Origin of the sequence: Granulicella pectinivorans (assembly GCF_900114625.1) — a bacterium.
GTDB lineage: Bacteria > Acidobacteriota > Terriglobia > Terriglobales > Acidobacteriaceae > Edaphobacter > Edaphobacter pectinivorans.
This window is the reverse complement of sequence record NZ_FOZL01000001.1, coordinates 4381370-4407237: the sequence shown is the minus strand read 5'-3', so window position 1 is coordinate 4407237 and position 25868 is coordinate 4381370. Positions and strand designations below refer to the sequence as shown.

At 59.2% G+C, this 25868-nt stretch carries 17 protein-coding genes; 15 read left to right on the top strand and 2 right to left on the bottom strand.

Going from position 1 to position 25868, the window contains the following annotated elements; genetic code table 11:
* Positions 1–3 precede the first annotated feature (3 nt).
* The gene (locus BM400_RS17745; RefSeq protein WP_089841272.1) at positions 4–585 is read left to right on the top strand and encodes a hypothetical protein; all 582 of its coding nucleotides are present in this window, start codon (positions 4–6) and stop codon (positions 583–585) included.
* A 150-nt stretch (positions 586–735) separates the two neighbouring features.
* On the opposite strand, the gene BM400_RS17740 is transcribed toward BM400_RS17745, so the two are convergent.
* On the bottom strand, positions 736–2010 hold the full coding sequence (locus BM400_RS17740; RefSeq protein WP_281245507.1) for an NCS2 family permease: 1275 nt from the start codon (positions 2008–2010) through the stop codon (positions 736–738).
* A gap of 486 nt (positions 2011–2496) precedes the next feature.
* Here BM400_RS17740 and BM400_RS17735 point away from each other — a divergent pair, with 486 nt between their 5' ends.
* From BM400_RS17735 to BM400_RS17675, 13 genes are all read left to right on the top strand, one after another.
* Positions 2497–5961 carry a TonB-dependent receptor gene (locus BM400_RS17735; protein WP_089841268.1) on the top strand — a complete coding sequence of 1155 codons (3465 nt, stop codon included), beginning with the start codon at positions 2497–2499 and terminating at the stop codon, positions 5959–5961.
* Between the two features lie 100 nt (positions 5962–6061).
* Positions 6062–7876: an adenine deaminase gene (locus tag BM400_RS17730; protein ID WP_217644119.1), complete on the top strand. Its 1815-nt coding sequence runs from the start codon at positions 6062–6064 to the stop codon at positions 7874–7876.
* Positions 7877–7936: 60 nt separating this feature from the next.
* Entirely contained in the window at positions 7937–8830 is an 894-nt protein-coding gene (locus tag BM400_RS17725; protein ID WP_175529098.1) for a LysR family transcriptional regulator, read from the top strand.
* Positions 8831–8852: 22 nt separating this feature from the next.
* Positions 8853–9989, top strand: a complete 1137-nt coding sequence (locus BM400_RS17720) for a nucleoside hydrolase (protein ID WP_245781947.1) — start codon at positions 8853–8855, stop codon at positions 9987–9989.
* Between the two features lie 147 nt (positions 9990–10136).
* Positions 10137–12245 carry an ATP-binding protein gene (locus BM400_RS17715; protein ID WP_089841264.1) on the top strand — a complete coding sequence of 703 codons (2109 nt, stop codon included), beginning with the start codon at positions 10137–10139 and terminating at the stop codon, positions 12243–12245.
* Positions 12246–12611: 366 nt separating this feature from the next.
* Positions 12612–13655: a cytochrome c oxidase subunit II gene (coxB, locus tag BM400_RS17710; protein ID WP_089841262.1), complete on the top strand. Its 1044-nt coding sequence runs from the start codon at positions 12612–12614 to the stop codon at positions 13653–13655.
* A gap of 19 nt (positions 13656–13674) precedes the next feature.
* Positions 13675–15363 carry a cytochrome c oxidase subunit I gene (ctaD, locus tag BM400_RS17705; protein WP_089841260.1) on the top strand — a complete coding sequence of 563 codons (1689 nt, stop codon included), beginning with the start codon at positions 13675–13677 and terminating at the stop codon, positions 15361–15363.
* Between the two features lie 15 nt (positions 15364–15378).
* Positions 15379–15978 carry a cytochrome c oxidase subunit 3 gene (locus BM400_RS17700; RefSeq protein WP_089841258.1) on the top strand — a complete coding sequence of 200 codons (600 nt, stop codon included), beginning with the start codon at positions 15379–15381 and terminating at the stop codon, positions 15976–15978.
* A gap of 25 nt (positions 15979–16003) precedes the next feature.
* Complete coding sequence (locus BM400_RS17695) at positions 16004–16876, top strand: hypothetical protein (protein ID WP_089842109.1); 873 nt, start codon at positions 16004–16006, stop codon at positions 16874–16876.
* Positions 16877–16911: 35 nt separating this feature from the next.
* Positions 16912–17589 (top strand): c-type cytochrome, encoded by a 678-nt coding sequence (locus BM400_RS17690; protein ID WP_245781946.1) that lies wholly within the window; start codon positions 16912–16914, stop codon positions 17587–17589.
* 22 nt (positions 17590–17611) lie between these two features.
* Positions 17612–18235: a QcrA and Rieske domain-containing protein gene (locus BM400_RS17685; RefSeq protein WP_089841254.1), complete on the top strand. Its 624-nt coding sequence runs from the start codon at positions 17612–17614 to the stop codon at positions 18233–18235.
* Positions 18223–19734 (top strand): cytochrome b N-terminal domain-containing protein, encoded by a 1512-nt coding sequence (locus BM400_RS17680; protein ID WP_089841252.1) that lies wholly within the window; start codon positions 18223–18225, stop codon positions 19732–19734. Before BM400_RS17685 ends, BM400_RS17680 begins: the two co-directional genes overlap by 13 nt.
* 2 nt (positions 19735–19736) lie before the next feature.
* Positions 19737–20609, top strand: coding sequence for a cytochrome c oxidase assembly protein (locus BM400_RS17675; RefSeq protein ID WP_089841250.1), 873 nt, complete (start codon positions 19737–19739; stop codon positions 20607–20609).
* Between the two features lie 156 nt (positions 20610–20765).
* Here BM400_RS17675 and BM400_RS17670 read toward each other — a convergent pair whose 3' ends face one another.
* Positions 20766–21848: a LacI family DNA-binding transcriptional regulator gene (locus BM400_RS17670; protein WP_089841247.1), complete on the bottom strand. Its 1083-nt coding sequence runs from the start codon at positions 21846–21848 to the stop codon at positions 20766–20768.
* Between the two features lie 582 nt (positions 21849–22430).
* On the opposite strand from BM400_RS17670, the gene BM400_RS17665 reads away from it, so the two are divergent.
* On the top strand, positions 22431–25724 hold the full coding sequence (locus BM400_RS17665) for a TonB-dependent receptor (protein ID WP_175529097.1): 3294 nt from the start codon (positions 22431–22433) through the stop codon (positions 25722–25724).
* The last annotated feature ends 144 nt before the right edge of the window (positions 25725–25868 follow it).

Below are 25868 nucleotides of genomic sequence, written 5' to 3'. Positions count from 1 at the left end.
CGGATGGCAAGCACACGGTTCGGCTGGGCTCTGTTGGCAGTTGCGCTGACGGCTTCGGCCATGGCGCAGAGTAAGCCAACGGTCGGGGAGAAGAGCAGCCGTCTGGATCTGTCGGTGAACTACGTGGCCGACATCGCCAACGCGCACCCTGGAGCGTGCGGCTGCTTCGCCCTTCAGGGTGGAGGCACGGAGGAGGCGTTCTTCTTCCTTCCCAACGCGGCGGCGGTGGTGGATGTCTCGGTCGTCCACACGTCCAAGGTCAGCGGCACCAACGCTGGCCTTGGACTGGCGACGTTCCTGGCTGGACCACGCTATGCAATCCGTAACAAGAGTCGTTACACACCCTATGTGCAGGCGTTGATCGGCGGTGTGGTCGGCTTCGACGGACTGTTCCCAGGCCAAACCTCCACAACCGCCAAGTCCTTCGCCATCACCGTCGGAGGAGGGCTCGAGATGAAATACAACCAAAGGCTCTCCGTCCGCTGGATCGAAGCAAACTACCTCTCCACACACCTCCCAAACAACACAACAAACCAGCAAAACAACCTCAAACTATCCACCGGAATCACCCTACACTTCAAATAAAACTGTTCTGGCCGATGCTTTCACCATCTTCCATTTGTTACGCATCAGTTATCGCACAAGGCCGCAACGCAACGGGAGATAGGCATCGCGCGCAGCTCTATCGCTGACAATCGCAGGTGCCTAGCCGACATTCTAAAGAAGCGCTGTGTTCTACCGAGCGATGTAGTGAAGGATAAACAGGCCGACGAGTGCCCAGCCTATAGGCTTGATGGAGCGCCGCATCCCTGCCGCTGAGAGTACGACGACATTGACAATAAAGCCCAGTGCCAGACCGTCACTGACCGACGTGAGGGTCATCAGGAGCAGAGTGACCAACGCGGTGGAGGCAACCACGATGTTCTTCAGGTCCAGTTCAGCCAGACCTTGCATCATGAAGACGCCGATCATCACCAGAGCGCACGTCGTTGCGAGGGCTGGGATGACCGCGATGATGGGCGTGATGAAAAGCGCGAGCAGGAAACAAGTTGCGACGGACATGCTGACCAATCCTGTGCGCCCACCCTGTTCCACGCCTGCGGCAGACTCCAGATAGATGATTGCGGTCGTGCTACCCAGCAGGGCCGCGCCCGATGCAGCCGCGGCATCGGCGGAGAGTGCCTGCTTGAGCCTGGGTAGATTGCCGTCGGCATCGGTTAGTTGCGCTCGCGCTCCGACTCCGAAGAGAACAGCCATGGCAGAGAACAGATCGGTAAACAACAACGCGAGAATGATTGGGATGCTCTGGGCGAGATGATGCCAGGGATACACAAGGTCGAGCCTGAAGGCGACCGGCATGATGGAGTTTGGTCGCGAGAATAGATGCTGTGGCCAATCGGTGATGTGGGCGTGCCCGTTGACCCCAGGCAAAAACAGACCCACGATCGTGACCGCCAGGATCGACAGGATGAGAGCGGCCGGCACCTTGCGAACGACCAGTACAATCGCGAGAATCACTCCACCGAGAGCGAGTAGAACAGAGGGGGACGCGACGTTGCCCAGGGCCACGAGGCTGCGCGGGTTGGCGACTACGATCCCGGCGTTGCGAAGGCCCAGGAACGCGATGAAGAGACCGATCCCAGCCCCGATCGTCTTCTTGAAGCTGACCGGGAATGCCTCGATGATCTTCTGCCGCAAGCCTGTGAGCGAAAGCAGCAGGAAGAGGATTCCCATATAAAACACCATGCCCAGCGCCGCCTGCCACGGGATATGCATGCCCTGGCAGACCTGTACCGCCACGTACGCATTGACTCCCATTCCCGGGGCCATTGCGAGCGGATAGTTGGTGCGCAGGCCCATTATGATCGAGAAGATCGCGGCGATTAGAGCGGTAGCGGTAATTAAGGCTCCGCGGTCCATACCGGTACCGGAGAGCACGAGCGGATTCACGACCAGCACATACGACATGGTGCTGAATGTGGTCATTCCTGCGAGGATCTCTCGGGACATCGTCGAGCCACGATCCGAGAAATGGAACACGTGATCGAGCGACTGCGAAAGGACTCCTAACCATCCGCGGGGATGCAGAGCAGCGTCCCCGGGCGAGGGTTTCGTTTCTATCTGAGGCATGGCGAGGGCTCTTTTCCCATGGGCTGAGATCGATCGAGACGCGGTGAAACCGTGGCACCTTTTCGACCCGTTGCATGACAAGGAATTCTCGTGACTGTATCAGATTTCCCGCGCTGAATGCGGATGCGGACCGGATCCATCGCAGTGCCACTACCTATGCGCTCCATCTGGCTATCAGTAAAATGAAATCCTCGATCCATTAATGTGATTGGACTTTCACATGGTGTTCATTTTGAATCAGGCTAAGCAAACAACCCACAAGAATGATTTTCTCTCGGCTCTGAACCTAGGCTTCCGATGTGTCTCTTCAAGACATCGGTGGCTTACGCGCAGCCGTAGTTTGCATCAAGTTCTAGGAGAAGCCCTATGAAGCGTCTTTTTGCCGTTCTGTCTCTCTGTCTGTGCTTCGCCGTCCTCACGCGCATGGGATATGCACAATCGGTCGGTGCGGTCTCCGGCCATGTGACCGACTCCACAGGCGCAATCGTACCGGGAGCCACGGTGACGATCGTGAATCAGAACACGAATGCGACCCGCGTCGTCCAGGCTGACAAGAGCGGCTTCTTCGCGTTTGAGCTTCTGCCAATCGGAAGCTATACCGTGCATACGGAGGGCTTGGGCTTTCAGCCGTCGGAGTTGACCTCCATCGGTCTCGAAGGACAGCAGCGAGTGGCTGTCGAAGTCAAGCTGCAGCCCGCAGGCGTCTCTTCGGTGGTCGATGTGCGAGCCGACCCAACGACGGTGCAGCGCAGCGATGCAACGCTTGGCCAGACTATTCACGCGCAGGAGGTGGCCGACCTTCCGTTGAATGGCCGTAATTTCGCGCAACTTGCTCTCCTCACTCCAGGCACCACACGTGGCGAGCAGACGACCGACTTCCTCAATCAGGGCACCTCGTCCGAGGTCTCCTTCCGCGGCTCCGTCTCACTCTCCGTGCAGGGCATGGCGGAGAACACGAATGACTGGCGTCTTGACGGAGTTGACGACAACGAACTCACCGGCGGTGGCGTCGCTTACCTTCCGCAGATCGATGCCATCCAGGAGTTCAACGTCCTCACCTTCAACTACTCCGCGCAGTACGGTTCGCGTGGCGGCTCCACCGTGCTTGTCTCGACCAAGAGCGGCACCAATGACTTCCACGGCTCAGCCTTTGAGTTCTTCCGTAACGACTACCTCGACGCCCGCAACTATTTCGACCCCATCAAGAAGGGCAAGTATCGCCAAAACGAGTTCGGCGGTGCCATTGGCGGCCCTATCTTCAAGGACAAAACCTTCTTCTTCGCCGACTATCAAGGCAACCGCGTTCGCCAGGCCGCGCCTATCCAGAGCGTCGTCCCCACAGACGCGCAGCGCCTCCAGCACATCTTCACGAACCCCATCTTTAATCCTGTCCCGTCGCTTGCCGCGGCAAATGCCTCCAGCCGCACCAGCTATTACAGCTCTTCCTCCGGAGCCTACGTGATCCCCGCTTCGCAGATCAGCTCCGTTGGACAGGCCATTCTCAACCTCTATCCTTCGGCTCTGCCCGCTGGATCGCCGGGCCTCTCCACCGGCTTCAACTACACCTCGAGCCCCACCCGCTCGCTGAACGACGATGAGTTCGACGTGCGCATCGATCATCAATTGACCGAGAAAGACCGGGTCTTTGCCCGCTTTTCATGGGACAATGCCTCGCAGTTCAATCCCTCCGGTCTTCCCGGCTTCGGATCGAAGAGCAGCTACACCTCCACCACCAACTTCCGCACTCGCGCCCGCAACATTGCGCTGTCGGAGACCCACATCTTTACGCCCCGCATCCTCAACCAGTTTGCCGTGGGCTTCAATCGTGACTTCAACACCATCCACGCCCTCGGCTACGGCACGACCGCTGCGTCGGACATCGGCATCACGGGCGCGAACCTCGGCGACATCGCCACCTCCGGCATGACACTGATTTCGGTCACTGGTTTCAACCCCATCGGCGACCGCCTCTTCTCGCCCTACCAGGGCGGCACTAATGTCTATCACTTCTCCGACTCGCTTTCCGTCGTCAAGGGCAAGCACACCATGGTCTTCGGCTTCGACTTCCGGCCCATGCAGAACAACGGACTCGGCGAGACCTATTTCCACGGACAGATGGCGTTCACCAAGAACTTCACTGCCTACTCTCCCACCACCACCTTCGCCGCCACCATCACGGATCCTGCCAGCGGCATCACCGGAGCCAACGGTTCGCCCATAGCTAGCCTCCTGCTGGGCTACCCCAACGGCGGCAACCGCCAGAACCAGCTCAACAGCACCATCATCGGCAGGCGCTGGAAGGAGTATCGCGGTTACGCGCAGGATAACTGGGCCATTACGCCCAGCTTCACCCTGAACCTTGGTCTTGCCTACGGCGTCACCACCCCGCTGTCTGAGGCTCGCTCCCGCATCGCCAACTTCGACGTGACCACTGGCACCTTCTTCGTCGCAGGTTCCCAGGCCTCGGCCTACGCGGGCACCATCGCCAGCGACAAGTACGCCGGCATCCATACCGACTACTCCAATATCGAGCCACGCTTCGGCTTCTCCCTCTCGCCCTTCGGGCCATCGCGCAACACCGTCCTGCGTGGCGGCTACGCCATCTTCCACGACACCGCGCATCTTGGCCAGTCGGCCGGCATCCACCAGAACCCGCCCTACACCAACACCTATACCTTCACCACCAACGACATCAACCCGGCCCGTGTGCTCATTGCGGGCTCTGCCATCAATGGATTCCCGGACAACAGCCAGCCGCGCAACCCCACCACCTACACCGGCTCGCTCGTCGCGCAGGACCGCAACTTCAAGCAGGGTCTTGTGCAGCAGTACAACGTGAACCTGCAGCAGGGAACAGCGAAGGGAACGATCTTCACCGTCGCCTACGCTGGCACGCACGCTTCGCGCATCTTCAACAATGTCGGTAGCTTCAACGGAGCGGCGCCGGGAGCGGGCAACAATACCGCCTCGCGCCGCCCCTTCACCACGCTGAACACGATCTCCGACATCACCTCGAACGGATGGCTGGTCTATAACTCGTTGCAGGCCAAGGTTGAGCAGCGCATCAAGGGACTCTACCTGCTCGGCTCCTACACCTACGCGCAGGCGTTGACCAACGGCGTCTCCGAGGCCGTTACCACGCTCCCGGGCTCGACCTACTTCCCGCTCACGCTTGGTGCCAATCCGGCGTCAACCTTCTACCATGGCAGCCCTGTGCTGGTCTCGACTCCTGGCAACGCGGCCGGCAAGCTGATTACGGCGGACGCCGACCGCGGTCTCTCCTCGCTCCATCTCCGCAACAACTTCACCGCCAGCGCCATCTACGCTCTGCCCTTCGGCAAGGGACAGATGTTCCTGGGGCACGTCAACAAGCTGACGGACGAGGTTATTGGGGGGTGGCAGATCAACTCTATCGTCACGACGCACTCGGGCTTCCCGCTTGCGTTCACCCAGGTGACCAATACCTCCGGCTCCGGCGTCACCAATCGCCCTGACTTGGTTAGTGGCTGCGACCTCTACGCCGGTGGCCGTACTGTCACGAAGTGGTTCAACACCAGTTGTTTCGCCAACCCCACCGCGACGCAGCTTGGCAACGCGCCGCGCACCGTAGGCTATGGACCCCAGCGCACCAACGTCGATATGTCTCTCTATAAGAAGTTCTCGACCTTCGAGTCGCAGAACCTCGAGTTCCGCGCTGAATTCTTCAACATCCTCAACCACTCGCAGTTCGGTCTTCCGGACCAGGGCTTTGGCAATGCAACCTTCGGTACCATCTCGACGACGGTTCATGAAAATCGTCAGGTGCAGTTTGCCATGAAGTACCTGTTCTAGACTGCTCTGCCGGACGGGCCCCCGCGGTGGGGGCCTATCCGCAAGAATCCGTTTGAGACGGAACCCCGGAAGACCTTTGGAAGAAGTAGGAGAAGCTGATATGGCTGTACACGATTGGCAGCGGCCTCTCGATGAGATGGTGAGGGCGCGTGCGGTCGAAGCGGCGCAGGGCAAGGCACCGTTCGATATTCTCCTGACCGGCGGACAGATCGTCGATGTCATCACCGGCGAGATCAGAGCTGCCGATATCGGCATCATCGGGCCCATGATTGCCAGCGTTCATCCCAGCGGTTCGCGTCACGATGCGGCTGTCATGCACGACCTTGCGGGTCGCTTCGTCACTCCGGGCTTCATCGACACCCACGTCCACCTTGAAAGCTCGCATCTGCTCCCGCAGCACTACGCCAGCGTCGTTGTTCCGCAGGGTACGACCAGCGTTTTTTGGGATCCGCACGAACTCGCCAATGTGCTGGGTGTCGAGGGCGTCCGCTTTGCCGTGGAAGCCAGCCGTAACCTGCCGCTGCGCTGCTTCCTGCAGGCTCCGTCTTCGGTGCCTTCCGCTCCGGCCATCGAGGTTTCGGGAGCCAGCTTCGACGGCGAAGCGATGGAGCAGATGCTGGCGTGGCCTGAGGTGCTCGGCGTCGCCGAGATGATGGACATGAACGGTGTGCTCAACGCCACACCGCGCATGACCTCCATCGCGCACGAAGCGCGTCGCTCGGGCAAACTGCTTGAAGGCCACGCGCGCGGTCTCACCGGACCCAGACTCCAGGGATATGCCGCCGCCGGCATCGGCTCCGACCATGAGATCACCTCGGGGGAGGACTTGCTTGAAAAGCTGCGAGCCGGCCTCGCGATCGAGATTCGAGGATCGCACCTGTACGTCATCCCGGATGTTGTTGGTCAACTGATCGCGCTTCCTCACCTCTCATCCCAGCTCATGTTCTGCACAGATGATGTGCCGCCTGACCAGTTGCTCGCTACCGGCGGAATCAGCGATGTGCTACGCCGCGCTATCGCCGCTGGCCTCAAACCCGTCGATGCCATCCGCATGGCTACCTTCAACGCGGCTCTGCATCTCGGTCGCCACGACCTGGGAGCCATCTGCCCCGGCCGTCTCGCCGACCTGCTCGTACTCGACGATCTGGCCTCCATCTCGGTGACCGATGTCTTCGTTTCAGGCATCCATGCCGCCCACGCCGGCAGCATGATCGACCCGATCCAGGCACCTGCGATCGCGGAGCCGGAGAACTCGGTGCATATCGCGCCGCTCGACGTCCTGGACTTCCGGCTGCCGGTGCGCAGCGTCACCCACGGAGAGGTGACCTTGCGAACCATCAAGGGCGTCCGCTTCTCCGAGTGGAGCGAGGTTCGGCTACAGGTGGTGGATGGCTTCGCGGTCCTTCCCCCGGCGGACGGTCCGAACGGCGACCTCAACCTGCTCTTCCTCCAGCACCGCCACGGCCTGCACGCGGGCGGCCCACAGGTCGGTCTGCAGGAGGGCCTGCCCCGGCTGCGTGGCGCGCTTGCGACCACCTATGTGCACGACGCGCACAACCTGCTGGTGATCGGGGGCAATCCGGAAGACATGCAGATCGCCGCGAATGCTCTCATCGCCTGCGGCGGCGGTATCGCGGTCGTGCAGGATGGACGCGTACTCGCGATTGCGAAGTTCCCCTTCGCCGGTATGCTGTCTTCCGAGCCACCCGCGCAGGTAGCGAAGGACTTTATCGCACTGCGCGAGGCCGCAGACCAGGTCGTGGAGTGGAAGCCGCCCTACTGGGTCTTCAAGACGCTGGAAGGGTTGTCGCTCGCCTGCAACCCGTTCCCCTACCTGACGGATCTTGGTTTGGCCGATGGACTTTTGGGCGAACTGGTCGACATGGAAGTCGTCGCGCCGATTGCGAGGTCTTGACCCTGCACCAAACACCTGTGATGATCTGGAGATTCAGCGTGAATGTGGACTGGAGGCACCATGGAGCTCAAAAATCTCGCTGCATTTGTCGCGGTGGTCGAGAAGAAGAGCTTTATCCAGGCCGCCACGCAGCTCCATCGATCGCAGCCGGCCATCACCGCGCAGATCCAGCGGCTCGAAGAAGAACTCGGTGTCGTCTTGCTGGATCGTCATCACCAGGGGGTGCGGATGACGCCTGCCGGTGAAGCCTTCCTGCCCGGTGCCCGCGCCACACTGTTCGCTGCCGAAGAGGCAGCGCGCGCGGCGAAGCTCGTCACGAGCCAGCAGGTCGAACGCCTTCGACTTGGCTTTCCGCGCTCCGTCTCGCGCGAGATCATCCCTAAGATCGTCACCGAGTTCCACAAGCTCCACCCCAACGTCAAGCTGGAGCTCACGCCCTTCGGCACCAGCACCGTCATCATCGAGTTGCAGCGGGAGGCGATCGACCTTGGCTTCGTCCGACTTCCCATGAAAGCGAAGGGGATCGACATCGTCCCCGCCCACCGCGAGCCCCTGCTCGTCTGTCTACCCCGCGATCATCATCTCGCTGCGGCGGAGGAGGTAAGTATCGCTGACCTCCGCGGGGAGCGGTTCGTGATGTACGGGCGCAAGTGGGCTCCAGGCTTCTACGATATTCTCCTCGATCGATGTCTTCAGGCGGGCTTCTCCCCCCTGGTCTCCAGTGAGATCGACGAGATGTACGTCGCGCCCGCCCTGGTCGCGGCCGGAGACGGCATCGCCATCCTCCCCAGCATGGTCATCCAATCCTCCACCCAGAATGTCATCCTGAAGCCCCTCATTCCCAGAGACCTTTTTTCGGAGATCGGCATCGCCACGCGGTCCCGCGATCGTTCCCCCATGATCCGCTCCGCCGTTTCAATCTCGAAGGCGGTTTGTAAGCAGTTGTCCACCTAGATCTCAACGGAAAGTAGAAAACATGACCCGGTCCACGTTGCAGAAGTTCTCCCTCGTTACATCCACGGTCGTCGCCTCGTGCCTGAGCATGGGAGGCCTTCAGGCTCAGATTCAGACCCCAGCTGCAGCGCCGCGGCTGGTGATTGCGGACCAGGATACCTCCGGCCCAGGCGGGTCGGACATGGCGTCACTGCTTGTGCTGCTGCAGTCCCCCCAGGTGCACGTGCTCGGCGTTACAGTCGTGACCGGCGACATGTGGCGCGATGAGGAGGTGGCTCACGCGTTGCGTCTGCTGGAAACCGTTGGCCGCACCGACGTCAAGGTATATCCGGGCGCGGCGTTTCCGCTGGTTCGGACCCAGGAGTGGACGCGCCTGAACGCAGACCTGAACGGTAAGGTCACCTGGATGGGGGCATGGCGTGAGTCGCGGCATGTCGCCTGGGATGAGGTTCCACCGCTTGACGAAGGCGCGCCCGTTACTCACGCAGCCGAAGAAGACGCGGCCCACTTCATGGTGCGCATGGTCCATGAGTATCCGCACCAGGTGACCATCTACGCCTGCGGCCCTTTGACCAACGTAGCCCTCGCGCAAAGACTGGATCCCCACTTCGCCGAGCTGGCGAAGGAACTGCTCGTCATGGGCGGCAGCCTGTCCCCCAAGACCGAGGCTCGCGAATGGTACAACCTGCCCCGCCACGAATTCAATTTCTGGTTCGATCCGGAGGCCGCGAGCATCGTGCTCAACGCGCCCTGGCCGAAGATCACGGTCACGACTGTAGACGCTTCTATCCAAACGAAGCTTTCAGGCGTTCTAGAAGCCCTCAAGGGTGCCACCAGTCCGGCGGCGCAGTATCTGGTCCGCTACGCGAAGCACACGGGAACCTCTGACTTTGCCTGGGACGAACTTGCTGCGGCCGCCTGGCTTGACCCCGCCATCATTTTGCATGAGCGTCAGGTCTATATGGACGTCAACCTCGTGCGTGGCCCCGGATACGGCGATACGCTCACCTGGTCCGATTACGACAAGCCCGTCCTGTCACACCGTTTGGTCCATGCGCAGATGGACGTCGATGCTCCGAAGCTGGAAGTCGACCTAAAGAATCTGCTGATGGCTCCTGCCCCTAACGCGAAGAGTCCACGTGCTTTACCGGTAAAGTAGTGGTGGTGAGTTCCATACAGACTACCGCTCACTGCCCATGGAAAGAGATGCGGTAAGGTTATTCACCTACGCAAACTTGCATGGATAAAGGAGTTTCAGGTCGGAAAACGTTGTATTTCAATCTGTCGCCACATACGATCTTAGAGCATGAACGAGATGCTCTCACCTTCGTTGCCTGACCGTCCTGAAGCACTGAGTATCCTTATAAAGGCCTCCTCTTTGGTGCTGCATGCCGGAAGCGAGGAGATCCTTTTGGCGAAGATCCTTGATCTTGCGAGCAATCTTCTCGTTGCGGATGCGTATGGCATTTGGCGTGAGTCCGAGGACCGCCTCGGTTGGCGCGTGCTCGCACATCGAGGACTCTCCGGTGCTTATCCCAAAACATTCCTCCTGGATGGGAAGACTTTCCCCGGCGGTGTTTGGGTCGTTGGGGATATGGCTACGGATGAGCGTGTCCCGTTCCATCCATCGATCTATGAACGCGAAGGCATCAGCAGCGCGATGATCGTGCCGTGGGTATTGGACTCGACCAGCAACGGCGCGATGGTCTATTACTGGCGAAGTGCTCGGCAGTTCAGCCCTGATGACACGAGGTGTGCGCTGGCACTCTCAAATCTTTCGGCATCTGCGCTGAATCGTCTCGAACTGAACGAACAAAACCGTCGAGAGAAACAGCGGTTGTCGTTCCTGGCGGAAGCGAGTGCGATGCTGGCATCTTCCCTGGACTATGAATCGACTCTCGAAAGAGTGGCCCGTTTGGTCGTCTCCCATATGGCCGAATGGTGTACGGTCCATGTAGCTGAAAACGGGAGGCTGGCAAGGCTGGTCGTGGCGCATGCGGATCCGGGCATGGCAGGTTTCGCAGAGGAATACGAACGCAGATATCCGGAGCAGATTGAGACAGATCGGGGTGTCGGAAAGGTATTCAGCACTGGAACACCGGAGATCGTCTCCTCCATCACGGAAGAGATGTTGGACGCTGCCGCCCAGGATGACGAGCATCGGCATCTGTTACAACAACTTCAGTTGAGCTCAAGTATTGTTGTTCCTCTCAAATCGAGGGAAAAGACTCTCGGGGTGATTCGTTTGCTCGCGACCAAAGGACGCTATTTTGGCGACCGTGATGTGGAACTGGCGCTCGATCTTGCTCAGCGCGCTGCCGTCGCAATTGAGAATGCACAGTTGCACCACGCACTCTTGGAGCAAGCCGCAGAGTTGAAGTTGTCTCACGCTGCCGCCAAGATGGGAAGCTGGACTTGGGATCTGGAGAACGGTCGGTTGTCATGGTCGTCTGAATTTAAGGCGCTGCATGGACTACGGGAAGACGCAGAGCCCACCGGCGAAGCGGGTTACGAATTGGTCCACCCCGAAGATCGTGAACTGGCTCACCAGGCTTTTTGGGCCACACTTCAGTCTTCGGCTTCGGTATTCAACTCCGAGCATCGTACGATCACCCCTGACGGACGCATCCTTTGGCTACAGGTGCGGGGAAGAATTCGGCGAAATCAAAGTGGCAAAGCGACGTGGATCGCGGGCCTTATCATCGACGTAACGGAGTCGCGGATGGCGGAGCAGGCCTTGCGACGTGCGGAAAAGCTGGCGGCGGCTGGGCGCCTGGCTGCAACGGTGGCTCATGAGGTGAACAATCCGTTGGAAGCGCTGGTGAATGCCATCTACCTGGCGCAACATGTCGAAGGACTACCACAAGAGGCAGCGGACCATCTGTGTCTGGCAGACTCTGAGTTGCGCAGGATGACTCATATCGTCCGGCAGACGCTGGGTTTTTACCGTGAGTCCACGCTTCCGCAGTCGACTGGCATTCTGCAGCTTGTGTCTGAAGTATTGGACCTATACCGATCACGAAGCAATACCCGAGGATTGACGCTGCGTACCTCTGGCAACCTTGCGGATGAGTTGTTCGTTACGGTGATCGCGGGTGAGATCAAACAGGTTGTCGCCAACCTCGTTGCCAACGCGATCGATGCCACGCCACCGGGTGGTTTGATCGAAACTTCCGTCCTGCGTTTTGAGGACACAGTGGAGATCGTCGTAATGGACACAGGCTCCGGAATCTCCGAAGGCAACAGGAAACATCTCTTTGAGCCATTCTTTACGACGAAGTCGGACGTGGGAACTGGGCTCGGCCTTTGGGTATCGAAGGGGATCGTCGAGAAGCACGGAGGCTCAATTGTCATTGACGATGCAGGGGAGCAGGGAACAACTTTCCGGGTGCGGCTTCCGATTCGTACCGGGTAGCGGCGTACTTTCCGGCGCAGGACAATGACTCGTGTAACGGATGCGTTCTAGCGGGGAGTTCGAAGATCGCGGCTTCGATCAGATGCTTTTCCGCTGAGGAAATCTAGGTTGTCCCCTCTTTCTGATTCGTAAGAGCTTTCCGCATGCTGCCTCAGTGTGTGAGAAGATGAGACGAACTCCATAGCAGTGAGCTAACGGTTACTCCCCTCTACCAACCGTTCCTAGAGTGCCATCATCGTTGTACTTGAAAGACTTTCGTGCGGCTGTCCATCGACGCGATGGCTTAATGCAGCACCTGAACGAGCTTCAACCTTGTAACGTGCCAGTTCTGCTGCCAGCAAGGAGCCCTGGTAGAAAGGTGCATGGATGCTCCTTGATACTCGGATGGACGAGCATGGCCTTGGGTTTGTCATGCGGTTGTGCGCCCCCTTTCGCCGAAAGCTTGCTGACTTCCACAGCCCTACGAGCATCTTCGACCCGGCAGGCACACCCGCTCATTCCATCTTCGGTCTTTCGATGCTTGTGTTGGGTATCACAACGGCACTCTTCCTGGTCGTAGGGGGACTTCTTCTCTACGTTCTTCTGCGCTTTCGGCATCGGCCCTCCGATCCACTCGCCCAGCAGGAGCCAGCGCAGATCTACGGCAGCAAGCAGATCGAGCTGTCATGGACTGTGATTCCGATCCTGATTGTGGTGATGTTGTTTCTCGCCACTGCCCGCGTCATCCTCGCGACGGAACGAGCCAAAAAGCCCGCTGCGGCTTTGGACGTCGTGGTGATCGGTCACCAGTTCTGGTGGGAATACCGCTACCCGAAGCTTGGGATCGTCACGGCGAATGAACTTCACATTCCGGTGAGTGATCCGAAGCATCCGACGCCGACGTATCTCACCATGTCTTCTGCGGATACCGACCATAGCTTCTGGATTCCTCGACTGGCCGGCAAAATGGATCTGATCCCGAACAAGGTCAACACCATGTGGATCGATCCACCGGATCAGGGGCTCTACCTCGGTCAATGCGCACAGTACTGCGGAACGCAACACGCGAAGATGTTGTTGCGCGTATATGCCGATACGCCTGCTGAATTCGCCGCGTGGACCGCTCATCAGCACGCACCCGCGGTCGAGGATCCGACTGTGGCCGCAGGCAAGAAGGTCTTCCAGCAGAACGCCTGCATCAGTTGCCACGCCATCGCAGGCACCGTGGCCACGGGCAGGTTCGGTCCGGACCTGACGCACGTTGGAAGCCGTGACACGATCGCCTCTGGAGCAGTCCCGAACACGCCTGCCAATCTGCGTGCCTTTGTGGCTAACCCAGCACACTTCAAGCCTGGTGTACTGATGCCGCCGATGCACCTGAACGATCGCGATCTGGATGCCGTAGCAGCTTATCTCGTGACTCTTAAGTAGGACGGAAGGGAAGAAGCTTATGGCTACCCAGACGACAGCGACTGCTGTGCTCGACCTGACTCCACAACCTCCCGGGCGCAAGCTTCTGCTTGAAGTCCTGCACGATTGGGTGGTCACGGTCGATCACAAGAAGATCGGGCTGATGTACATCGGCTACGCCCTCATCTTTCTGGTTGTGGCCGGGGCGGAAGCAATTTTGATCCGCATCCAACTGGGCCTTCCCAATCTTCACTTCCTGTCGCCCCAGGCCTTCAACCGTCTCTTCACAATGCACGGCACGACGATGGTCTTCTTCGTCGGTATGCCAATTCTCTTCGGCTTCGGCAACTACCTGATTCCGCTGATGATCGGTGCGCGCGATATGGCGTTTCCGCGGTTGAATGCTTTCAGCTTCTGGATCTCTTCGTTCGGCGGCACGCTGCTTTACTTCAGCTTTCTCGGCGGGGATGGCCTGTACGGTGCCGGTAGTGCGCCGGATGTCGGCTGGTGGGCGTATGCGCCACTTACCTCACATGCCTTCTCGCCTGGCCACAGCACAGACTATTGGACACTCGCCGTGCTCCTGAGCGGCGTCGGCACCATCGGCACAGCCCTCAACATCGTTTCCACGGTCATTTGCATGCGTTGCCCCGGCATGAAGCTCAACCGCATGCCTCTGCTGGTGTGGCTCTATCTCGTCACCTCGATGCTGGTCTTCGTCACGGTCAGCCCGCTCACCGCCGCGCAGATCATGCTCATGCTTGACCGGTATCTCGGCTCTCACTTCTTTGATACCCAGGCCGGCGGCTCCGCGGTGCTGTGGATGCACTTCTTCTGGATCTTCGGACATCCCGAAGTGTATGTGCTCGTCCTTCCTGCCTTCGCCTTCGCCAACGAGATCATCCCGGTCTTCTCACGTAAGGCGATCTTCGGATACGCCGCCATGGTCGCGGCCTCCGTGGGTATCGGCTTCATCAGTCTCAGCGTCTGGGCCCACCACATGTTCACGGTCGGCATGGGCGCAGGAGCGAACACGTTCTTTACGCTCGCGACGATGATCATCGCCGTCCCGACCGGCATCAAGATCTTCAATTGGCTCGCTACGCTGTGGGGCGGCAAGATTCAGTTCACCACGGCGATGATGTTTGCCATCGGCTTTCTGTTCCAGTTCCTCCTTGCCGGGCTCACCGGCATCATGCTCTCAGCGGCTCCCTTTGACTGGCAGCTTGGCAACTCGTACTTCGTCGTCGCGCACTTCCACTATGTTCTGGTCGGTGCGATCCTTTTCATGCTCTTTGCAGCCTTCTATTACTGGTACCCCAAGATGACCGGCCGCATGTTGAGCGAAAAGCTCGGCAAATGGCACTTCTGGATCTTTCTCATCGGCTTCCATCTCACCTTTGACCTCATGCACATCCCCGGAATTCTCGGCATGCCGCGCAGGATCTACACCTACGAGGCGGACCGAGGCTGGACGATGCTTAACATGCTCATCTCCTGCGGCGGCTTTATCCAGGCCATCGGCACACTGGTCTTCGTCTACAACATGGTGTGGTCCTACTTCAAGGGCCCCATCGCCGGACCGGACCCATGGGACGCCTGGACGCTGGAGTGGTCGACGACTTCGCCACCGCCGTCCTATAACTTCGCCAAAATTCCCGTTGTCGAGAGCCGCCGGCCACTCTGGGATCTCAAGCATCCCGAAGACAGTGATGGTCAATATGAGTAGAAGAGGTCAGGCGTCATGAACGAAGCAGCCATCATTCCGCAAAGTGAGATCGAAGTTTGGAAGCTGCCCTCGCGCGGCATCGTCGGAATGGCATGCCTGATCCTCGCCGAGGCGGCCATCTTCATCATCTTCGTGGTCGCGTATCTCTTTTACGTGGGCAAGAGTCTCTCCGGCCCCACACCGCAGGATGTCCTCAGCCTACCTATCTTCACCAGCATCTGCCTCCTGTCGAGCAGTATCACGGTCCATCTTGCGGTCAATGCGCTGCACAAGGGAGCGCGTAGCCTCTGCTCGCTCTGGCTCGCCGCAACCGTCCTGCTCGGTGGAATCTTCCTCGCAGGCACCGGCATGGAGTGGTATCACCTCATCTATCACGATGGGTTGACCATCCGCACGAATCTCTTCGGCACAACCTTCTACTCGCTCGTTGGGCTGCATGCGACACATGTGATCATCGGCCTCTTCATGCTTTCACTTGCTCTCTTCTTCTCGCTGCGCGGCCAGTTGGGTGGCAGCAAGCATACGGAGCGGCTCGAGGTCATTTCGCTGTACTGGCACTTCGTCGACGCAGTATGGATCGTTGTCTTTCTCGTGGTCTATGTCTTCGGCCGATAAATTCAAATCTCTGAAGGGAGAACTTGTGGAACCCGATCACGCACACCATAACGCAGACGTTGTTCAACTTCCTTCGCCGACGGCGTGGCCCATGGTGCTGGCCCTTGGCATCTCGCTCATCTGCGCGGGCATGGTCACCAACATCGTCGTGGGACTCCTTGGTCTCCTGCTTACCCTGATGAGCAGCGTCGGATGGTTCCTGCAGGTGCTCCCCAGGGAGCAGCACGAAAGCATTCCTGTCGACGTGGAGGAGGTACGAATCGTCAGCAGCCGCACACTGATGGAGCGCCTCCCAACAAGTCCGGAGCACCGCAAAATTCTTCCCATCGAGACCTTTCACATCGTCACAGGGCTCAAGGGCGGCATCGCGGGGGGCATCGCCATGACAATCCCTGCTGCACTCTTCAGCGTGCTGCGCTATCACAGCGTTTGGTACGCGGCCAACCTGCTCGCTGCCGGCGGATTCGTGAGCTGGGCGGGCGCGAGCGATGCGTTCTTGAGCGAATTCCATCTCAACGGTCTCCTTGCCGCGATGATGATTCACGGACTTACCTCGATGCTGGTTGGCCTGCTCTACGGCTCGATCCTGCCGATGTATCCGAGGCATCCCATCGTCACCGCCGGTATCACGGTGCCGCTCTTGTTCACCGGCATCATTTACTCGGCTCTCGGAATTGTGAGCCCCATCCTGAACGCGCGTATCGACTGGTTTTGGTTCGTCGCCTCGCAGATTGCGTTCGGCCTCGTATGCGGCTACGTCGTCAATCGGCACACCAGAATCCGCACCCCGCAGTTCCGCGCGCTTCCTTTCTCCGTCCGCGCCGGTGTGGAATCCGACCAGGGGGCCTTCGTTCCCATCCCCGTGCAACTGGTCGACGAAAAGGACACCCCGCAATGACCTCGCGCTTCCGCACTCTTTCGCTTGGATGTCTCGTGGCTTTTGCCAGCGCGGGCTGTAGGAACGCGCCCGGCAGACCTGGCCCTGAGCCCGAGGTCGGCAGACCCGAGCAGCTTGTCCGCTTCGCGCCACTCTATCAACAAAACTGCGCCGGCTGCCATGGAAGCGGTGGGAAGAATGGTGCGGCCATTTCGCTGGCAAACCCTGTCTACCTTACGATCGCAGGCCCCAAGAATATCGAGCGCGTCACACGCGATGGAGTCCCCGGTACGATGATGCCGGCCTTTGGCAAACATGCCGGAGGCATGTTGACCGATCAACAGATCTCCATCCTCGCGCTGGGCATGCTCGATACCTGGGGACACTCCGATACACCAGCCCCGCCTTATCAAAGTGCCGCTCCTGGCGATCCGATCCAGGGTCAGAAGGCCTTCACCGTCTTCTGCGCCCGCTGCCACGGTGCCGATGCCACAGGCAAGACGAAGGACACCAGCTCGCTCGTCGACCCAGCCTACCTCGCATTGGTGAGCGATCAGAGCTTACGCACCGCCATCCTTGCCGGCCAATCGGAGCGAGGCATGCCCGACTGGCGTAGCGACCTCATTGGTGCCAACGCGAGACCGATGACCGATCAGGAGATCACCGACACCGTAGCGTGGATCGCCAGTCATCGCATTGCCACGCCAGGCCAGCCGTACCAGAAGAGCGAGTAACCCAGAGCACGCGGAGACAAGTATGAGCGAACCATTGCAAGGCCCCAGCATCGAAGAATCACCAGAACAGAAGGCAGCCGACCACACCCGCCGCACCTTCCTGTTCAAACTGGCCGTAGGCCTGAACGCTCTCGTCGGCACCGTGCTCGCCGTGCCGCTCGTCGGCTATCTGCTCGGGCCGGCCATGAAAAAAAGCTCAAGTTCAGGTGCCTGGGTAACACTTGGTTCTGCGAAGGATTTCCCCGTCGGTGAGACCAAGCTCGTGGACTTCGAGAGTCCCGTCAGGAGCCTCGGCGATGGCGAGACCGGCAAGGTAGCTTGCTGGGTCCGGCGTGTCTCCGCCGAGCAGTTCCAGGTCTTCGCCATCAACTGCGCTCATCTTGGCTGTCCGGTCCGCTGGTTCGCGCAATCGAAGCTCTTTATGTGTCCATGTCATGGTGGAGCCTACTACGAAGATGGCTCGCGCGCCTCCGGCCCACCCGAGCGCGGCCTCTTCGAATACAAGTACAAGCTCGATGGAGATTCCCTGTCGATCCACGCCGGAGACATGCCGACACTTGCAACGCAGGCCTCCTGCAAGGACAAGCCCCTCATCCAGATCGAGCCGGCTACTGCCGAAACGAGGTCCAAGCCATGGCAAGCCTGAAGGAGCGCGGCCTAGCCGCCGGACTGAAAACCTACGACTGGATCGAGCATCGCCTTGGTCTCATCAAGCCGATGGCCGACGCGGCCGCGCACCCAACCCCTGCCAACAACGCGAGCTGGTGGTATGTCTTCGGCAGCGCCGCCACCGTGCTCCTCATCATGCAGGTGATGACCGGCATCCTGCTCGCATTGATCTACAGCCCCTCCGCGAACGAGGCCTGGAGCAGCCTTCAGTTTCTGAACCACAACGTCGCTCTGGGCTGGTATGTCCGAGCCCTCCACGGCTGGGGCTCCGACTTCATGATCGCCATCGTGCTCATCCACATGGCGCAGGTCTTCCTCTTCGGAGCCTACAAGTTCCCGCGTGAGCTCACGTGGATCGTCGGCGTCGTTCTCCTGTTGCTTACTCTTGGCATGGCTTTCACCGGACAAGTCATGCGCTTCGATCAAGACGCCTACTGGGGCCTGGGCATCGGCGCTTCCATCATGAGCCGTGTACCGTTGCTCGGCGAGCCCTTGGTTCACCTCATGCTTGGCGGCCCGATCGTCGGTGCCGCAACGCTCTCGCGTTTCTTCACACTCCACGTCTTCGTCATCCCCGGCCTCTTGCTCGGCGGCGTCGGCGTTCATGTCTGGATGGTCCTTCGTCACGGCGTCAGCGATTGGCCCATGCCCGGGCGCATCGTCAGCAAGTCGACCTACGAGCGCGAGTACCACGAGCTTACCGAGAAGACCGGGATCCCCTTCGTGCCCGACGCCGCATGGAAGGATGCGGTCTTCGCCGCCGCCATCATGTTCGCCGTCATGGCCTGTGCCTTCTTCTTCGGCCCCTTTGGTCCCGGCGGCCCACCCGATCCAACCATCATTCAGACGGCGCCGAAGCCTGACTTTCCCTTCCTCTGGATCTATGCGGTTCTTGCGTTCCTGCCACCATCGATCGAGACACCCGTCATCCTCGTCGTCCCCGTCCTCGGCATCGCTGCGCTTCTTCTTCTGCCGCTCTTCGCGAGCGAAGGCGAGCGCCACTGGGCCAAGCGGCCCATCGCCGTCCTTACCGTCTCTGTACTTGCCGTAAGCCTCGGCATCTTCACACGCCTCGGCACCTACACTCCGTGGAGCCCAATCATGGACGCATGGACCGCCGACCCCGTCCCGGTAAAGTATCTGCACGACCGCACTCCGCTGGAGATCCAAGGTGCCCTGGTCCTCCAGGACAAGCAGTGCCGTAACTGTCACGCTTTGGAAGGAAAGGGAGGCCAGCGCGGTCCTGCTCTCGACCAGGTCGCGACACGCATGACGCAGGACCAGATCATCCGTCAGGTTCTGCAGGGAGGAGGCAATATGCCTGCCTATGGCAACGCGCTCAATCCATCCGAGACTCAGGCGCTTGTCCTCTTTCTCATGACCCTCCGCGGTGATAACCTCGCACCCGCGAGGGATGCTTCGCGTGATCTCGCGCACGTCAGTGAACTGCAGGTCCCCGAGAAGAAAGCTCCGTAACCATGTCCGATGCGGCCCAAGACATCTTCGCGGAGTGGTCCCTGCCTCTCTCGCTGACCCTCACAATCCTGGTGACGGCGATCCTCTATGTGCGGGGCTGGTTCGCCATCCGAAAGACACGCTCCGCCCAGTTCCATAGCCTGCGCCTCGTATCCTTCCTCGCCGGCCTCGCAACTCTCTGGCTTGCCATTGGTTCACCTCTCGATGGCTTCGCCGACGCCATGCTCAGCGCGCATATGTGCGAGCATCTCCTCCTGATGTCCGTAGTCCCACCGCTTCTGCTCTACGGGTGGCCGGTGGTCCCGCTTCTGCGTGGGCTACCCGCGGTCGTGCGTGCAGTCATCGGTCCCTTCATACGTTCAGCGTCCTTGCGCCGTTTAGAGCACTGGCTCGTCACGCCGCTGGTTGCATGGCTCGCCATGAACATCACCTTCCTCGGCTGGCACGTTCCTGCCGCCTATGACTTCGCACTCGAGCATGAGAACTGGCATGACTTCGAACACATCTGCTTCCTGGGCACATCCATCCTCTTCTGGTGGTGCATCCTCCGGCCCTGGCCTTCTGCGCGACGAAGCAAGAGCTGGGGTATCCTGATCTACCTCATCTCTGCCGATATCGTGAACACCCTGCTCTCGGCCTTCCTGTCCTTCTGCGGTAGGCCCATCTATCCGTACTACTCTGGAAGGCCTAATCCATTGCATCTCACGTCGATCGACGACCAGATCCTGGGAGCGGTCATCATGTGGGTTCTGGGATCCTTGGCCTTTCTCATCCCTGCCGTGCTGATTGCCTATGAGTTGATCGAGCCGAAGAGACACACAACCAACTCCGTGATTTCTTCCCATAACTCGTCCCTGTTCGGGAGGCGCGTGTAGATCTATACTGCCTCCCTGCGATCTCAGGGAGGCACGCGCTGAGGGGGCATCGACGGAGGATATCTCCGGCAAAGCGCCGACCAAATAGCGGCACCTGTCGTCGAGCCTTTAGCGCCTCGTTGGCGGTACATCGTTCGTGTCAGGGTATTGTCCGCCTTAGTGGCTGATTGCAGAAGGGGGTAACGCTTCGTTGAACTTCTGCTGCGCGGCACTCGCCGCGGCACATGAGTCCCGGCGTATGAACTCTGTCGGGATCGTCAGCCGGCGAGGTTCGAGGTTGGGGTTGGCAATGCGCTCGAGAAGCAACTCCGCCATATGCCTGCCCACCTGTTCGGGAAACTCGCGAATGGTTGTTAGACCGGGATAGAGCAGGCCGCCGACCGTGTCGTTGCATCCTGCAACACTAATGTCCTCCGGTATGCGCCAACCTTGCTCGCGAAGCCCTTTGTACACGCCGCATGCGGTGGCGTCGTTCCCGGCAAAGATGGCGGTAACGGGCTCACCGGTCGAGAGCAGGTACTTCGTCCCCAGGTAGCCGATTTCGGTGTCATCCTTGGAATCGATGCTGCTGAAACGCGGCGTGAGGCCGGCCTCCTCCATCGATTGACGATAGCCGTCGTAATAGCGGGCAAACCACGGCAGGCGGGTGTTCCCAACGAACCAGATGTGCTGGTGGCCCAGGCTGATGAGGTAACGAGAGACGTCTCCGCCACCACGGGTCTCATCCGAGAAGACCACATCATTCTTCAGTTCCGTCGCCTCGCCGAGGATATTGTTGCCAAGAACAACATAACTGATCTCTTTTTGCTCCAGAAGTTCGAGAAAATTTGGGGAGGTATCGCCGGCGAGTATAACGCCACGTACCGAATCGCGGCGCTGAAGGACTTTGGGCAGATGTAGCTCTCGCGAAGAGACGTTGGGCGAGTACTGAAACGAGAAAAAGAAAAGGTCCCAGCCGTGCGCTGCACAGTAGGCCTCGGCCCCCACAAGGATGCTGGCGTGAAAAGGTGCGAGTGCCGACCGGTTGTTGAGCAGAAAGACCAGAGAGCCGGGCTTATTGCGGCGCTGCGGCGAGATCTCGAGCCTGGCGGCTGCCTCAAGGACCAGTTTTCGCATCGCGGGGTCGACGCGACTGCTTCCGTTCAGCACGCGTGACACGGTAGCCACGCTGACGCTGGTCGCGGCCGCGATCTCTTTCAGCCCCAGACTTCCTTTTCTGCCAGCACGTGTCGCTTTCATGCGGGGAAACCAACCTTACTCGATATTTTGGGGTCCATCTCGAACACTTTCGAGATGGAAACAGTAAAGCTTATGAAAATTTACCATACGAGAAAGAAAATCAGTCGCCCCGATGTCTCATTCGATATGGAATGCCTCGATCAACATTCCTTTGAGTTTCGATTCATTCATTTGCAGTGACTTGCCAGCGATATACGGGATCGTTTCTTCCCCTGAGATGAAGAGGCAAATCAAGCAGACCTCCAAAACTCTTTCCAGCACGACCATGCGATTTTCTCAACTATCTGGAAAATTATTCCATAAATGGAGAAATTTTCTGTTGACAGTCCTGTCATCAAGTCATACTTTGTACCTAGATTCCTGCCCCTCCTCCCCGTTCTGGGGTAAGTGCTCCAGAGCGGTACCGAAATCACGCTGGGCCACCCGTTCTTCCGGGAGGCAACGAGCCCGTGCATGCTGAACGTCACTCGTTTCCGCTCCAGGAAGGCCGGTAATTCTCGCTGTCAGACTGTTTCTCTAAGGAGTCCGATCTTGTCATTGCACTCTGCCTTCTCCCGTCTGTGTCTCATTTCCTATCAGCGTTTGGGTCTTCGCGTGATGGTCGTGCTGGTCGTGTTCTGCGCATCGTTGTCTCATCTCTTTGCGCAGGGGTTCGGCAGTATCCAGGGCACTGTAGTTGATACGAGTGGCGCGGTCGTGGTGGGTGCCAGTATCGTGGCGACGCAGACCAATACTGGCCAGCAGGCGACCGTGCCCACCAATGACAGCGGCCGGTTTACCTTTCCGCAGTTGGCGCCGACGCAGTACACGCTGAGGGTGACCTCTTCCGGCTTTGTCACCTACACGCAGAAGGGGATCACTCTTCAGGCGGATCAGTCGCTGATGTTGAATGTGGTGCTCAAGGTAGGTTCCTCCGGAGATGTCGTGACGGTGACAGCCGATGCCACGCAGGTAAACACCACAGACGGGGCGCTATCGCAGGTCGTCAACAGTGCACAGGTTGAAGAGCTTCCTCTGAACGGCCGCAATGCCGCTCAGCTCACGACCTTGGTTGCTGGTGCAGTAGCAGGGCCAAACGACGGTGCGGACCAGGGCGTCACGAAGACGTTTCCCGTTGTCGCCTCAACATCCATCAACGGGTCGCGCGTCTTTGAGACGAGCTACATGCTCGATGGTGGCAACAATGTCGACGAATACACCAACGTCAACGGACCGTTCCCGTTTCCGGATGCGTTGCAGGAGTTCAGCGTTCAGACCAGCAACTATAACGCGGAGTATGGGCAAAATGCCGGCGGTGTCGTCAATATCGTGATCAAGACCGGTCAAGCGAAGTATCACGGCGTACTGTTCGAGTATCTGCGCAACGGTGTCTTCAATGCCGCGTCGCCCTTTGGATACGTGCAGTCTTCCCAGACCACGCCTCCGGTCAAGACAGTGGACCCTTTGAAGAGAAACCAGTTCGGCGGCACCATCTCCGGACCTCTTGGCATTCCGCGCTTGGGCAAAGTTCCCAGCACCTTTTTTATGTTCGGCTACCAGAAAAGCTTGTGGCGCAACCAGACCCCGTCGAACGCTTTCGTACCCACGGATGCGGAGCGGACCGGCGACTTCTCCGCGCTGTTGACGGTGAATGCAAATAACCCGATCGGCGCGACGGAAAGCGTCAAGAACCCGTCCACAGGAACGAAGTATAAGAACAATATCGTCCCGACATCCGCCTTCGATCCGGCTGCTGTTGCGCTCTTGCAGGATCTACCGCACGCCACGGGCAACGGCCAGACGTACTATCGCGTGCCGCTGAAGGAAAATTTCGATGAGTACGTCACCAGAGTGGATCATAGCTTCAGCGACAAGGACCAGATGTTCGTGCACTTTTTCTCGGATGCCTTTCTCTATGGTGGCTATCTCGATCCGCGCAACCTTCTGACGTACACCGACGGCTCCAACATCGTGTACCGCAGTTCATTAATCTCGGAGACGCACGTCTTTACGCCGCATCTGCTGAACAACATCATCGTGAACTATATGCAGGAGCTGGCCCAGCGGCATGCGCCGGACAATGCGCCCGACCTCGCTGACTACGGCGTCAAGATCTGGCAGCCGGACCTCAAGGCGATCGAGCGCCTGAAGGTGAAAGGTTACTTTAGCCTCGGCGCCAATCCGTATGCGCAGTTCCAGCGCAACAGCTATAACCTGTCGGACGATGTCCACTGGGTGCGTGGCAACCACAACTTCGCCTTCGGGGGACGCATCGAGCTTAGCAAGATCGACAACGGCGGCCCCTACCAGGAGCCCGGCCTGTTCACGTTCAACAAGCGCGCCGGTGATGGCGCTGCCAGCTTCCTGCTAGGTTCGGTGACCACATTTGTGCAGGGCGCAGGAACATACAGCGCTCTTCGCAACAAGTTCTCGGGCTTCTATGCGCAGGATTCGTGGAAGCTCACACGCCGACTCTCGCTCAGCTACGGTCTGCGGTATGAGCCGTATTTACCCTGGACCGAGGCAGGCAAGCGTACGGAGGTGTTTGACCCTGCGGCTTATGCCGCGCACAGGACTTCGTCGATCTATGTGAATGCACCGGCAGGCCTGCTGTTTCCGGGCGATCAAGGCGTTGAGCCGCAGGGCTACAGGCCGCTCTTCAGCAACTTTGAGCCGCGTCTCGGCTTTGCGCTCGATGTCTTCGGTGATGGCAAGACCTCATTGCGTGGTGGTGGCGGTGTCTTCTACGACAGCCGCACGCAGGGCACCTACAGCTCGAACGCCGCTCAGGTGACACCATTCGGGGTTTCGGTGCAGTACACCAATCCGGTGGGCCCATTCTCGAATCCCTATCAGGGCATCACGAATCCCTTTCCAACACCGACCAACCTTGCCACCAACGGAGTCTTTCCGCTGCCAGTGCAGGTGTTCACTTACAACGCCAACGGCTATCTGCCTCCGCCGGTGACCTATCAGTGGAATCTGGGTATGGAACAACAAATCACGAATAACCTGATGAGCCGCATCGCGTATGTGGGTTCGCGCTCCACGCACCTTACCACCTTCCTCGAAGAGAACCCAGGCCAGGCCAATACCTCCGGGACGGATGGCGCGCGACTCTATCCGAACTTCTCCACGATCACCAACACCAATAACGGAGCCAATGCCACCTATCACTCGCTGCAGGTGACTATGCAGCAGAGGCTCTCGCATGGCCTTACCTACTCGTTCAACTACACATGGGCGAAGTCGCTGGATGATGTGCCGTACGATCCCGGTGACCTCTTGAGCTACGTATACCCCATCTATTACCCGAACTTCCGCAGCCTCGATCAGGGGCGTTCGGACTTCGACCGTCGTCATGTTTTCTCAGCGTCGTATGTATGGAAGCTGCCGAAGCTGAACTCCCAGGCTGCAGTGCTGCGCGCGCTGGTCAACGGCTGGGAGACGACGGGCATTGTGCAGGTGCAGTCTGGCGATGCACTCACCATCATCTCGACGGCGGATACTTCCGATACCGCCATCGGCCAGGACCGTGCCCAGTTCAACGGTACCAAAGCCTATGGCGGTGGAAGCTGCACCTCCAGCAGCGGGCCCTGCCGGAACTTCCTCAACGTTTCCGCCTTCTCAAGCCCGGCATATGGAAGCTTTGGCAACATGGGCAAGGGGGCTCTTACGGGACCGGGCTATGTGAACTGGGACTCGGGCCTGTATCGCGTCTTTCCAATCTACGCACAGACCGTTCTCCAGTTCCGCGCGGAGTACTTCAACGTGTTGAATAAGACGAACCTCGCCGACCCTGTGAACGATGTAGCCGCATCCGGATTCGGCAATATCATAAGCAATGGTGGATACACGCCGCGCATCGCGCAGCTCTCACTCAAACTGCGCTTCTAACCAGACCAGGCGGCACTGACGTTGATGACTCACACCATTTTCTATCTTCGCCCCGTGGCCAGACGTTGGCTGTTGCCTTTGGTCTTGTCAGGGGCGTTTTCGGCAGCCGTGGCTCAACAGGCATCCGTGGCCGACGCGGATAGA